Source organism: Sanguibacter sp. TS_SC_8, assembly GCF_055361235.1.
The window spans coordinates 2,519,080-2,531,402 of sequence record NZ_CM143955.1 but is presented as its reverse complement, the minus strand read 5'-3'; the positions used below and the strand labels follow the sequence as shown (position 1 = coordinate 2,531,402).

Genomic DNA, 12,323 nt, shown 5'->3' with positions numbered 1-12,323 from the left:
CCCGGTGCTCAGTCGACGTGGCTGACGTCGGAGTAGATCGCCGCGATCTCCGGTGCGAAGTCCTTGATCACGAGCGCACGCTTGACCTTGAGCGAGGGGGTCAGGTAGTCGTTGGCGATCGTGAAGTCGGTCGTCAGGACGGAGAACTTGCGGATCGACTCGGCCCGGGAGACGGCGCGGTTGGTGCGCTGCACGGCAGCGTCGAGGGAGGTGAGCACGTCCGGGTCGGTGCTTGCCTCCTCGACCGTCATCGCCGCCTTGCCGTGCGTGGACAGCCAGCCGGGCAGGCCCTCGGGGTCGAGGGTGATGAGCGCACCGATGAACGGCTGCCCGTCACCGACCACGACCACCTGGCTGATCAGGGGGTGCGACCGCAGGCGGTCCTCGAGGACCGCCGGTGCGACGTTCTTGCCGCCGGCGGTGACGATGATCTCCTTCTTGCGGCCGGTGATCGTCAGGTACCCGTCGGCGTCGATCGTGCCGATGTCCCCCGAGAGGAACCAGCCGTCGTCGAAGGCGGCCTCGGTCGCGGCGGGGTTGTTCCGGTAGCCGCGGAAGACGTGCGGTCCCTGGATGAGGATCTCACCGTCCTCGGTGAGCTTGAAGGCGTGGCCGGGGAGCGGGGGACCGACGGTGCCGATCTTCCCGGTCTCAGGGAGGTTGACGCTCGTCGGCGCGGTCGTCTCGGTCAGGCCGTAGCCCTCCAGGACCACCAGGCCCACCCCGCGGTAGAAGTGCCCGAGGCGTTCCCCCAGCGCCGCGCCGCCGGAGACGGCGTAGCGCGCCTCGCCGCCGAGTGCGGCGCGGATCTTCTTGAGCACGAGCGCGTCGGCGACCTTGTGCTGCAGGCGCAGACCGATCCCCGGGCCCCCGGGGGCGTCCTGGGCCCGGGAGTAGGCGATCGCCGTCGCGGCGGCCCAGTGGAAGATCTTCACCTTCCCGGCCGCGGCCGCCTTCTGCTCGGAGGAGTTGTAGACCTTCTCGAAGACCCGGGGGACGGACAGGATGTAGGTCGGGTGGAAGGTGCCCAGGTCCTCGATGAGCGTCTTGGTGTCCGGGGTGTGACCCAGGACCGACCCGGCCGGGACCACGAGGACGTGGATGAAGCGGGCGAAGACGTGGGCGAGCGGCATGAACAGCAGAGTGCGACGTCGGCCGTAGGTGAGGACATCGGAGAGGCGTTCGCTCGCGTTGACGGTCACCGAGTAGAAGTTCTCGTGGGTCAGCTCGGCGCCCTTGGGGCGCCCCGTGGTCCCCGACGTGTAGATGACCGTGGCGACGTCGGCGAGGACGGCGAGGGTGCGGCGTCGGGCGATCTCGGCGTCGGGGACGTCAGTGCCGGCCAGGACGAGGGCATCCATCCCTCCCTCGTCGATGATGTGGACGGTGTCCAGAGCGGGCACCGCGGCGCGGACCTCCGCGACCGTCGTGGCGTGCTCGGGGGACTCCACGACGAGAAGCCGGACGGCGGAGTCGGTGAGGATCCACTCGACCTGCTCGGCGCTGGAGGTCTCGTAGAGCGGGACGGTCACGGCCCCGGCCGCCCAGATCGCCCAGTCCAGCAGCGACCACTCGTACCGGGTCCGGGACATGATGCCGATGGAGTCACCAGGGTTGATGCCCTGCGCCACGAAGCCCTTGGCGACGGCGACGACCTGCGCGTCGAACTCTCTCGCGGTGATCGGGACCCAGGTCCCGGACGCGTCCTTACGTTCCATGAGAGGTTTGTCGCCCATGGTCGCTACCCGTGCGGCAAGAAGATCGTTGAGATTCTTGCTCGGATCCACGGTGATCAGGGCGGGTGTGCGGTGCTCGTCCATTCTGGCTCCAGTGACAGTGGTCGATGGTGGGTAGACCTTACCCAGAGAACGGTGTGCAGGCGCGCACTGTGGGTGAGTAGGCTGCAGGCGAGTCGCACGCGTTGTGCGCACACTACGAGGTGAGGCAGGAAACGGATTCATGTACGCCATCGGGGTCGACATCGGCGGGACCAAGATCGCGGCCGGCGTGGTCGACGAGCACGGGAACATCCTCGCCCAGACGCGAGTCAGCACCGAGCCCGACGACGCCTCCAGCATCGACCGGGCCATCTCCGACGTCTACCGCGAGCTGTCCAAGGAGTACGAGGTCGGTGCGATCGGCCTCGCCGCCGCCGGGTTCGTCAGCCCGGACCGCACCTCGGTGCTGTTCGCCCCGAACATCGCCTGGCGCAACTACCCGATCGCGGACCGCGTGGCCGCGCTCATCGGCACGGACGTGCCGATCGTCGTAGAGAACGACGCCAACGCCGCCGGCTGGGCTGAGTTCCGCTTCGGCGTCGCGCAGCAGGCCAGCGACATGCTCATGCTCACCGTCGGTACCGGGTTGGGCGGCGCCATCGTGGTGGACAACCAGCTGGTCCGCGGTCGCTGGGGCGTCGCGGCCGAGGTGGGCCACATGCGCGTGGTGCCCAGCGGGCACTACTGCGGCTGCGGCCACGAGGGCTGCTGGGAGCAGTACGCCTCCGGCTCCGCGCTCGTGCGTGACGCCAGGGCTGCCGCGATCGCCCGCCCGCGTGAGGCAGCCCCGCTCCTCGACCTGGCCGAGGGCCAGGTCGACAAGATCACCGGCCCTCTCGTCACGCTCGCGGCCCAGTCCGGTGACCCGCTCTCGATCGAGCTGCTCGCCGAGCTCGGTCGCTGGATCGGGGAGGGCGCGGCCTCCGTCGCCGCCCTGCTCGACCCCGAGCTCATCGTCATCGGTGGCGGCGTGGGGGCAGCCGGCGACCTGCTGCTCAAGCCCGCCCGTGAGGCCTACGCCTCGGCCCTGCCCGCACGGGGGCACCGCCCCGAGGCGCGGATCGAGCTGGCCGCGCTGGGCAACGAGGCAGGCATCGTCGGCGCAGCCGACCTGGCCCGCGGCTAGCCCGACCGACCCGGACCGACCCGGACGCTCAGACGACGGCACCGCCGGATCCGGGGCCGTCGTCGTGACCGCCGGGCAACCGCCAGACGAGCACCCCGAGCCCGGTGAGGAAGACCGCCGAGAGCACGAGGAACACCTCGGACGGGACGAAGGTCCAGAACACCACGGCGACGATCGCGGCCAGGGGAGCGGCGACCACGGCGAACCAGCCGAGGTTGCGCATCCGGTCGGCGCTGAGGATGGGCCCGGGCTCGGGTGGGACGAAACCTTCCTCGGCGTCCTCGAGCGCCTCAGCCTCCGGGCTCCGGCGCCACGCGCGAGGGTCGGAGGTCACTGGCGCGGGCTCGTTGACCCAGGGCGCCACCGGAAAATCGAAGGTCGGAGCGGTCCCGGGGATGGATGGTGTTCGTCCCGTGTGCGGATTCGTGGAAAGATCGGAGAGTTCCGCGACGATCAGCTGCCACGCGGCCTCCGTCTGGACCGGGTCTGACAGGTCCGGTGGGGGAGTCGGCTCGGCAGGGACGTCAGGTGCGTGCTCGACGGGCTCGACGGGCTCGACCGAGTCGGCTGAGTCGGCTGAGCCGTCGGCGAGGCTGTCTGGGTCATCGGTGGTTCCTGGCATGGTGATCACTCTAGAGTCGGATGAGAGTCCCGCGAATGCGAGGCGCATGAGGAGGCGGGTTGTTCTACTGGCTGATGAAGCGTGTCCTGGTCGGACCACTGCTTCGACTCATGTTCCGCCCGTGGGTCCGCGGGCTCGAGAACATCCCCGGGGAGGGGCCCGCCATCGTGGCGAGCAACCACCTCGCCGTCATCGACTCCTTCGTCCTCCCGCTCGTGATGACCCGCGAGATCGTCTTCATCGGGAAGTCCGAGTACTTCACCGGGACGGGCCTCAAGGGCCGGCTGACCGCAGGCTTCATGCGCGGGGTCGGCACCATCCCGGTGGATCGCTCCGGTGGCAAGGCCAGTGAGGGCGCGCTGCGCACGGGCCTGAAACGGCTCACCGACGGCGACCTCTTCGGCATCTACCCCGAGGGCACCCGCAGCCCCGACGGACGCCTCTACCGCGGCAAGACCGGCGTCGCGCGCCTGGCCCTGGAGTCGGGCGCCCCGGTCGTGCCCGTCGCGATGATCGGCACCGACAAGGCCCAGCCGATCGGCAAGCGGCTGCCCAAGCCCATGCGCATCGGCATCGTCGTCGGCGAGCCGCTCGACTTCAGCCGGTACCAGGGCATGGAGAACGACCGGTTCATCCTGCGGGCGGTGACCGACGAGATCATGTACGCGCTCATGAGCCTGTCCGGCCAGGAGTATGTCGACATCTACGCCGCGACCCAGAAGGCCCGCCTCGCCGCCGGCGTCAAAGCGTCCGAGACCGGCGCCCCTGCACCGAGCGCACCCGGAGGCCGCCCGGCCCCGGACGTCCAGGTGCCGGAACCCCCCCAGGAGACCCCAGATCCGTCAGTAGACTGAGATCTGATCACCCGAACGATTCAGCGCCCTCCGCCTGCGTGCCCAGAGCACGCCAGGGGTGGGCCCAATGAGAGGTTGTCTCAATGACGGTCCGTCGCGTCGCGCTCCTCACGGCAGGTGGCTTCGCCCCGTGTCTCTCCTCCGCCGTCGGCGGTCTCATCGAGCGGTACACCGAGCTTGCCCCCGAGATCGAGATCATCGCCTACCAGCACGGCTACCACGGCCTGCTGACCGGCAACAAGATCGTGATCGACGACGAGGTGCGCAAGAACGCCGGGATCCTGCACCGCTTCGGCGGCTCCCCGATCGGCAACAGCCGCGTGAAGCTGACCAACGCCGCGGACTGCGTCAAGCGCGGCCTCGTCGCCGAGGGTGAGAACCCGCTCACGGTCGCCGCGGAGCGGCTCAAGGCCGACGGCGTCGACGTGCTGCACACGATCGGCGGGGACGACACCAACACCACCGCGGCCGACCTCGCCGCGTACCTCGAGGAGAACGGGTACCACCTCACGGTCGTGGGGCTGCCCAAGACGATCGACAACGACGTCATCCCGATCAAGCAGTCCCTGGGCGCGTGGACCGCGGCCGAGGAAGCGGCGGACTTCGCCAAGAACGTCATCGGCGAGCACCGCTCCGGACCGCGCATGCTCATCGTGCACGAGGTCATGGGCCGGCACTGCGGCTGGCTGACCGCCGCCTCCGCCGCCTCCTACCGCACGTGGCTGGACGCCCAGGAGTGGGTCCCCGGGATCGGCCTGACGAAGGAGCGGTGGGACATCCACGCGGTGTTCGTCCCCGAGCTCGCCCTCGACATCGAGGCCGAGGCCAAGCGCCTGCGCACGGTCATGGACGAGGTCGGCAACGTCAACATCTTCCTCTCCGAGGGCGCTGGCATGCACGAGATCGTGGCCCAGCTCGAGGCGGCCGGCGAGACGGTCGGTCGTGACCCCTTCGGTCACGTCAAGCTCGACACGATCAACCCCGGCGCCTGGTTCGCCAAGCAGTTCGCCGAGCTCCTCGGCGCCGAGAAGACCATGGTCCAGAAGTCCGGGTACTACTCGCGCGCGGCCGCGGCCAACGCCGAGGACCTGCGCCTCATCAAGTCGATGACCGACTTCGCGGTCGAGTCCGCCTTCCGCGGGGAGTCCGGCGTCGTCGGGCACGACGAGGAGGACGGCGACCGTCTCAAGGCGATCGCGTTCCCGCGGATCGCCGGCGGCAAGGCCTTCGACGTGACCGTGCCGTGGTTCGGCGAGCTCCTGAGCGAGATCGGCCAGCCACTGGTTCCCGCGCCCGCGCACTCATGACCATCGCCGTCGATCCGGAGATCGCGGCGGGGCTCGACCACTTCCGGACGCTCGTCGCCGGCCAGCAGCCGGTCTGGCCGGACGCCGGCCACCTGCGCACGGTCACCGACACCCTCGGCGGCGTCCCCCCGCTCGTCGTCCCGACCCAGCTCGAGACGCTCACCGAGCGTCTCGCGGCTGCCGGTCGGGGCGAGGCGTTCCTGCTCCAGGGCGGGGACTGCGCCGAGACCTTCGCCGAGGCGAACGCGGACCGGGTGCGCAACAAGGTCCGCACCATCCTGCAGATGGCCGTGGTGCTCACCCACGGCGCGAGCATGCCCGTCGTCAAGATGGGCCGGATGGCCGGGCAGTACGCCAAGCCGCGCAGCTCCAACGACGAGACGCGCGGTTCCGTGACGCTGCCCGCGTACCGCGGTGACATGGTCAACGGGCACGCCTTCACCCCGCAGGACCGCATCCCCGACCCCGAGCGGCTGCTGCGGGGATACAACATCTCCGCGGCGACGCTCAACGTCGTGCGGGCGCTGACGACGGGCGGGTTCGCGGACCTGCGCCAGGTGCACGAGTGGAACCGGGGGTTCATGACGAACCCCGCGTACGCCCGCTACGAGCGCACGGCCACCGAGATCGACCGGGCCATCCGCTTCATGGCGGCCTGCGGCACGGACTTCGAGGCCCTGCGCACGGTCGAGTTCTACGTCAGCCACGAGGCGCTGCTGCTCGACTACGAGCGGGCGCTGACCCGCGTCTCCGCGCAGTCCGGCCTGCCCTACGACTCCTCGGGGCACTTCCTGTGGATCGGGGAGCGGACCCGGGGGATCGACGGCGCGCACGTGGACTTCCTGTCCCGGATCTCCAACCCGATCGGCGTCAAGCTCGGCCCGACGACGACGGCCGACGACGCCCTCGCCCTCCAGGACAAGCTCAACCCTGACGGTGTGCCGGGCCGGCTGACGTTCATCACCCGGATGGGCGCCGCCAAGATCCGCGAGGCGCTGCCCCCGCTGGTCGAGAAGGTGACCGCCGTGGGTGGTCCCGTCACCTGGGTCACCGACCCGATGCACGGGAACACCATCACGTCGGACTCCGGGTACAAGACGCGCCGCCTCGAGGACGTGCTCGACGAGGTCCGGGGCTTCTTCGAGGTGCACCGCGGGGTGGGCTCGGTCCCGGGCGGCCTGCACGTCGAGCTCACCGGTGACGACGTCACCGAGGTGCTCGGGGGCAGCGAGGAGATCGACGACGCCGGCCTCGCGCTGCGCTACGAGACCCTCGTCGACCCGCGCCTGAACCACCAGCAGTCCCTCGAGATGGCCTTCCAGGTCGCCGAGATGCTGCAGGGACGCTGACTGCAGGGACCCTGACTGCGCGGCCCGACGGCGCAGCACGCCGCGAGCCCCGGCCCACCTCTGGTGGACCGGGGCTCGCGGCGTTCGAGGCTCTAGAGCTCGAGGGTGATCGAGGACCCCTTGCGCAGCTCGGTGCCGGGTGCCTCGCTCTGGCTGCGGACCTCGTTGCCGAAGAAGCCCATGTAGTACTTGACCTTGACCTGGAACCCGGCGTCCTCGAGGATCTGCTGGGCCTCGACCACCGGCTTGAGCAGGACGTCGGGCACCACCACGAAGGGCTTGCCGAGCGAGATCACCAGGGCGACCCCGTCGCCGCGGAAGGCCTGGGAACCGGACTCGAGGCTCTGGGAGATCACCCGGCCCTCGGGCACCGTCTCGCTGTACTCCTCGGTCGTGGTGACGGCGAGGTCGAGGGGATCCAGGCGGACCTTCGCGTCGTCCAGGCTGAGCAGGGAGACCTGAGGCACCGTGACGGGCTGCGGTCCCTTAGAGACGGCCAGGACGATCGGTGCGTTGTGCGGCAGCGAGGCGCCCTCGGTGACGGAGACGCTCATGACCGTGTCCGCCGGGATGGTCGTGTTCCACGCCGACGTCGTCGAGATCTGGGTGAAGCCCGCGCCCTTGAGCAACGCCTCGGAGTCGGCGAGGGGGATCCCGGTCAGCGCCGGCGGGACGGTGAAGTGCTCGATCCCCTGGGAGACGGTGAGCGTGACGGTGCCGTCCTTGCGGATCTTCGCGCCCTCGCCCGGGTCGGCTGAGATGACGGTGCCTGCGGGCACGGTGTCGCTGAACGCGTCGACGGGGTCCACCGACAGGCTCGCGGCGTCGAGCGCGGTGGTCGCGTCGGCGACCGGGACCTCGGCCAGACCGACCGGGACGACGGTGTAGGCGCCAGGCCCGGCGGTCGCCCACCAGTAGGCGCCTCCGCCCAGGGCGCCTAGCAGCAGCAGGAGGGAGACGATCCAGAGGACCAGCCGGCGGCGCCGGCGCGGTCCGGCGGCCGCGGCGAGCCGCTCCGCCTCGACGGCAGCGGCGAGCTCGGCCGCCTCCGGGGTGCCGGCCATGTGGGCGCGGGCTGACCCGAGGGAGAGGGCGATCGTCGATCCGGAGGACCCGATGCTCAGTGCCTGGGTAAGGTGCTGCGCCGAGTCTGTGGCCGGGCCGGAGGAGGATCCCGGTTCGGCCGTCGCGTCCAGGAGCGCGGCGATGTCCGGGTAGAGCGGCGGGGCGGCGACCACCGCGACGAGGCGGGACGGAAGCTGGTCGGCGTCGGGATCGGCGTCGTCAGGGGTGACGGCGCTGTCCGTGACGTCGGCGCTGTCGCCCTCGACGGGCGTGGCACGGTCGGCGTCGGCGATCACGTCGGCCTCGGCGCCGTCGTCGGCGCCCAGGAGGGCGGTGGGGTCCGACGCCGCGTCGTCGCCGAGGTCGGCGTCGTCGGAGTCGTCGCCGTGGTCGACGGGTGCCACCACCGGGCGGTCCGCGCGACGGTCCAGGACGTCGTCGGAGAGCGTGGCCAGGAGCCGGCGCAGGTAGGCCAGGGCCGTGGGCGCGTCGGTGGGACGGTCGTCGGGTTCGCGGGCCGCGAAGGCGCAGATGAGCTCGTCGATCTCGACCGGCAGCCAGGGGGCGACCACCGACGGGGCCGGGATGTCGTTGTTGACGTGCATGAAGGCCACCTGGATGGGGGTGGCGCCCACGAAGGGCTGGGACCCGATGAGCATCTCGTAGGCCATCACGCCCACGGCGTAGATGTCCGTGCGGGTGTCGCAGGTGCCCTTGGCGATGAGCTCGGGGCCGAGGTAGGCGACGGTTCCCAGGATGGTCCCGGTGGTGGTCGAGGTGACCTCGGTGACCGCGCGGGCGAGGCCGAAGTCGGCAACCTTGACCCGGCCGTCGCTGGCCAGCAGGATGTTCTCCGGCTTGATGTCGCGGTGCACGAGGCTCTGGCGGTGTGCGGCAGCCAGGGCGTCGAGCACGTCGTCGACGATGCTCAGGCAGGCGCGGACCGTCATCGGGCCCTCGTCCTGCAACCGGCGGCGCAGGTTCGTCCCGTCGACGTACTCCATCGTCAGGTAGCTGGTCTCGCCGTCCACACCCTGGTCGTAGACCGCGACCAGGCCCGGGTGGGTCAGGCGGGCGGCGGCCCTGGCCTCGCGGCGGAACCGGTAGACGAAGTCCGCCCCGGACGCGCCGTCGGCGAGGTGGGGGTGCATGATCTTGAGCGCCACCTCGCGATCGAGGCGCCGATCGGTCGCGAGGTAGACCGTGGCCATCCCGCCGCGAGCGATGCGTGAGACCACCTTGTAGCGCCCGTCGACCAGTTGGCCGACGAGTGAATCAGTCAGAGTGGTTGCCACGCTGCGATTCTAGTGGGCGACGTGGGCGGAATCGGGGATGTGCGCGATCTCGACGCACCCTCTCCACACCAGCGGGGGGCTCAGCAGGGGCAGCGAGGGGGCCGGTGTCACTGCTGAGCGGCCAAGGTGCGGACATTCGCGACGTAGCGCCGGGTGTCGTCGAACATCCCGTTGTTGCGGACCGACGTCTGGCCCTGGTAGTACCCCGCGATGGCGTCGTCGAGCGACGGGCTGGTCGCCACCAGACGCCCGAGGATCGCAACGCCGGCGGTCACGTTGTCCTGGGCGTCGAGCAGGTTGAGGTCGTACCCGACGAGGTCGGAGGCCCAGTCCCCGGAGGTCGGGATGACCTGCATGGTGCCGATCGCGTTGGCGGGGGACACTGCGCGCTGGTCGAACCCGGACTCCTGGGTGGCGATCGCGAGGGCGAGGCTGGGGTCGACGCCGTGGGCGAGCGCGGTCGCGGAGACCATGGCGCGCATCTGGTCCTTGGTCGGCACGGAGGTGGCCAGCAGAGCTGCCTTGTTCTGGTTCGCCGCCGAGACGACGTCGCGGGAGTACGTGCGCCCGGCGAAGGTGTCCCCGACCAGCGGGGTCGCCGGGGTCGCCGTGGTGCCCGAGGTGTTCGCCGTGGGAGCCGCAGCGCTGGACCCGATGGTCAGCGTCTGCCCGATCCGGATGAGGGCGGCGGGGCCGAGGTTGTTCGAGGAGATGATCGACGACGACGTCGTGGCGTAGCGCAGGGCGAGGGCGGAGACGGTGTCACCGGCGACGACGCGGTGCGTGGCCGGCGTCTGGGCGAGAGCGGCGCTCGAGGTCGCCGCTGCGGTGCTCGAGGTGGGGATGACCAGGCGTTGACCGGCGCGGATCCGGTACTGGGCGTCGAGGTTGTTGGCGGTGCGGATGGCCGCGGGAGACGCGCCGGTCTGGGCGGAGATGCCCGACACGGTGTCGCCGGAGACGACGTCGTAGGACTCGTCGGCGGCGGAGGACGACGCGGCTGCCACGATCGAGGCGGCGGCCAGGGCGAGGCCCGTGGTGCCGTAGCGCAGGGCGGAGCGACCGATGCGGTTCCGGGACGCGGCGGGAGCCGCAGGTGAAGCGGCGCTGCTTGAGGCGGGCATGGCGCATCCGATCTGTTGGCGAGTCCGTCGATCAGGGTCGTCCGAGCCGACGGCGTCGACGACTCGAGTGACCAGTGTGGCAGAAGTTACTAGCGATGATGAAGTGACTGCTGGTGCTCAACGACCTTAAGTCAGGATTGTCCGAGGTGATCGCTGAGACCGGTCCGGGAGCCGTAGGCTGGTCCGGTGACCACTCCAGAACAGCAGCCGCAGCCCGACCCGGCTGAAGCCCTCCAGACCGCTCGGATCGACTCCCTCGTGGGGGACTGGGTGACCGTCCCCGCCGTCGCAGAGCGCCTCGGGACCAAGGTGACGTCGGTGCGCAGCGCGCTCACCGACCGCCGGATCGTGGGCATGAAGCGCGGAGAGCGCAACATCTTCTCCGTCCCCGAGCAGTTCCTCATCCCCCTGCACCTCTCCAACCCCGCCGACCGCAAGCCGGTCCAGGTGCCCGAGGGAGAGACGGAGCAGATCATCATCCTGCCCGCGCTCAAGGGCACGATCATCCAGCTGGCCGACGTCGGGTACACCGACGTCGAGATCATCGAGTGGCTCTTCACTGTCGAAGGTGCTCTCGGTGAGACTCCCATGGCTGCCCTGCGGACCGGGCGCAAGAGCGCGGTCCGACGCGCGGCGCAGGGCCTGGGCTGAGGCTCGCGGCTCGGGCCTGACGCTCAGGCCTGACGCTCGACGGCGGCGCGGGCGAGCAGGACGAGCGTCTCCGAGGCGGGCTCGGGCAGGCGCGCGGCGTCGAGCGCCTCGAAGGCCTGCGCGCTCAGACCCGTGATGAGGTCTTCGATCTCCTCGACCGCGCCCGAGGAGCGGATGACCTCCTGGACGTGGACGACCTCGCCGGGGGTGAGGTCGGGGCGCCCCAGCGCGGCGGTCACCTCGGCCCGCGCGCCGGGGGCCAGCGCCCGCAGGGTCCGGATGATCAGCAGGGTGCGCTTGCCCTCGCGCAGGTCGTCGCCGGCCGGTTTGCCGGTCGTCGCCGGGTCGCCGAAGACCCCGAGCAGGTCGTCACGCAGCTGGAAGGCTTCCCCGAGCGGCAGACCGAAGGCCGAGCAGGCGGTGAGCTGCTCGGCGGTGGCGCCGGCGAGTGTCGCGCCGAGCAGGATCGGGCATTCGACGCTGTACCGCGCGGTCTTGGACCGGATGATCTCCCGGGCGCGTCGCTCGTCCGCGTCGAAGTCCCCGTCCCACGGCTGCATCTGGGCGTGGATGTCGAGGTACTGCCCCACGGTCACCTCCGTGCGCATCCGGGTGAAGAGCGCCCGGGCCGGCTGCGACCGGTCGGGCGCGATGTCGGCGACCGCCCGGAGGAACTCGTCCTCGCTCGAGATGAGGCTCAGGTCACCGAGCAGGATCGCGGTGGACAACCCGAACTGCTCTGCGTCCCCGGGCCACCCGGCGTCGAGGTGGCGACGCGCGAAGGCCCGGTGCGCCGTCGGCTCGCCCCGCCGGGTGTCTGACTTGTCCATGACGTCGTCATGGAAGAGCGCGGCGGCCTGGAAGAGCTCCAGGGCGGCGCCGACCCCGATGATGTTGGCCAGCTCGGGGGAGTCCGGCGCCCCGCCGTGCGAGCGCCACGACCAGTAGGAGAACGCCGCACGCAGACGCTTGCCCCCGCGCAGCATCCGCCCCCAGGCGTCCACCAGAGGCGCGGCGTCGACGCTGATCTCGGCCAGGATCCGGCTCTGGTCGTCCAGCACCAGCGCGAGCCGGCTGTCGATCTGGTGGCGCAGGTCTTCGCGGTCGACCAGCGACGCGGGGGAGGCAGGCATGGGTCGAGCGTAGAGGGGT

The 12,323-nt window shown here is 70.7% G+C and carries 10 protein-coding genes; 5 read left to right on the top strand and 5 right to left on the bottom strand.

Annotated features, from left to right (window positions below; genetic code table 11):
* Positions 1-8: 8 nt before the first annotated feature.
* Positions 9-1,820 carry an AMP-dependent synthetase/ligase gene (locus ACWA15_RS11500; RefSeq protein ID WP_464055372.1) on the bottom strand — a complete coding sequence of 604 codons (1,812 nt, stop codon included), beginning with the start codon at positions 1,818-1,820 and terminating at the stop codon, positions 9-11.
* Between the two features lie 139 nt (positions 1,821-1,959).
* On the opposite strand from ACWA15_RS11500, the gene ACWA15_RS11495 reads away from it, so the two are divergent.
* Positions 1,960-2,904: an ROK family glucokinase gene (locus tag ACWA15_RS11495; protein ID WP_464055371.1), complete on the top strand. Its 945-nt coding sequence runs from the start codon at positions 1,960-1,962 to the stop codon at positions 2,902-2,904.
* Between the two features lie 28 nt (positions 2,905-2,932).
* Here ACWA15_RS11495 and ACWA15_RS11490 read toward each other — a convergent pair whose 3' ends face one another.
* A complete protein-coding gene (locus ACWA15_RS11490; RefSeq protein ID WP_464055370.1) occupies positions 2,933-3,526 on the bottom strand; it encodes a hypothetical protein in 594 nt (197 codons plus the stop codon).
* A 74-nt stretch (positions 3,527-3,600) separates the two neighbouring features.
* Between ACWA15_RS11490 and ACWA15_RS11485 the strand changes: the two genes are divergently transcribed.
* The 3 genes from ACWA15_RS11485 to ACWA15_RS11475 all read left to right on the top strand — a co-directional run bounded on the left by ACWA15_RS11485 (position 3,601) and on the right by ACWA15_RS11475 (position 7,036).
* Positions 3,601-4,380 (top strand): lysophospholipid acyltransferase family protein, encoded by a 780-nt coding sequence (locus ACWA15_RS11485; RefSeq protein WP_464059490.1) that lies wholly within the window; start codon positions 3,601-3,603, stop codon positions 4,378-4,380.
* Positions 4,381-4,463: 83 nt separating this feature from the next.
* Positions 4,464-5,687 (top strand): pyrophosphate--fructose-6-phosphate 1-phosphotransferase, encoded by a 1,224-nt coding sequence (locus ACWA15_RS11480; protein WP_464055369.1) that lies wholly within the window; start codon positions 4,464-4,466, stop codon positions 5,685-5,687.
* The gene (locus ACWA15_RS11475; RefSeq protein WP_464055368.1) at positions 5,684-7,036 is read left to right on the top strand and encodes a class II 3-deoxy-7-phosphoheptulonate synthase; all 1,353 of its coding nucleotides are present in this window, start codon (positions 5,684-5,686) and stop codon (positions 7,034-7,036) included. Before ACWA15_RS11480 ends, ACWA15_RS11475 begins: the two co-directional genes overlap by 4 nt.
* 92 nt (positions 7,037-7,128) lie before the next feature.
* On the opposite strand, the gene ACWA15_RS11470 is transcribed toward ACWA15_RS11475, so the two are convergent.
* Positions 7,129-9,396 carry a Stk1 family PASTA domain-containing Ser/Thr kinase gene (locus ACWA15_RS11470; protein WP_464055367.1) on the bottom strand — a complete coding sequence of 756 codons (2,268 nt, stop codon included), beginning with the start codon at positions 9,394-9,396 and terminating at the stop codon, positions 7,129-7,131.
* A gap of 107 nt (positions 9,397-9,503) precedes the next feature.
* Positions 9,504-10,520 (bottom strand): lytic transglycosylase, encoded by a 1,017-nt coding sequence (locus ACWA15_RS11465; protein ID WP_464055366.1) that lies wholly within the window; start codon positions 10,518-10,520, stop codon positions 9,504-9,506.
* Between the two features lie 186 nt (positions 10,521-10,706).
* On the opposite strand from ACWA15_RS11465, the gene ACWA15_RS11460 reads away from it, so the two are divergent.
* A complete protein-coding gene (locus ACWA15_RS11460; protein ID WP_464055365.1) occupies positions 10,707-11,171 on the top strand; it encodes an Rv2175c family DNA-binding protein in 465 nt (154 codons plus the stop codon).
* A gap of 23 nt (positions 11,172-11,194) precedes the next feature.
* Here ACWA15_RS11460 and ACWA15_RS11455 read toward each other — a convergent pair whose 3' ends face one another.
* The gene (locus tag ACWA15_RS11455; protein WP_464055364.1) at positions 11,195-12,304 is read right to left on the bottom strand and encodes a polyprenyl synthetase family protein; all 1,110 of its coding nucleotides are present in this window, start codon (positions 12,302-12,304) and stop codon (positions 11,195-11,197) included.
* Positions 12,305-12,323 lie beyond the last annotated feature (19 nt).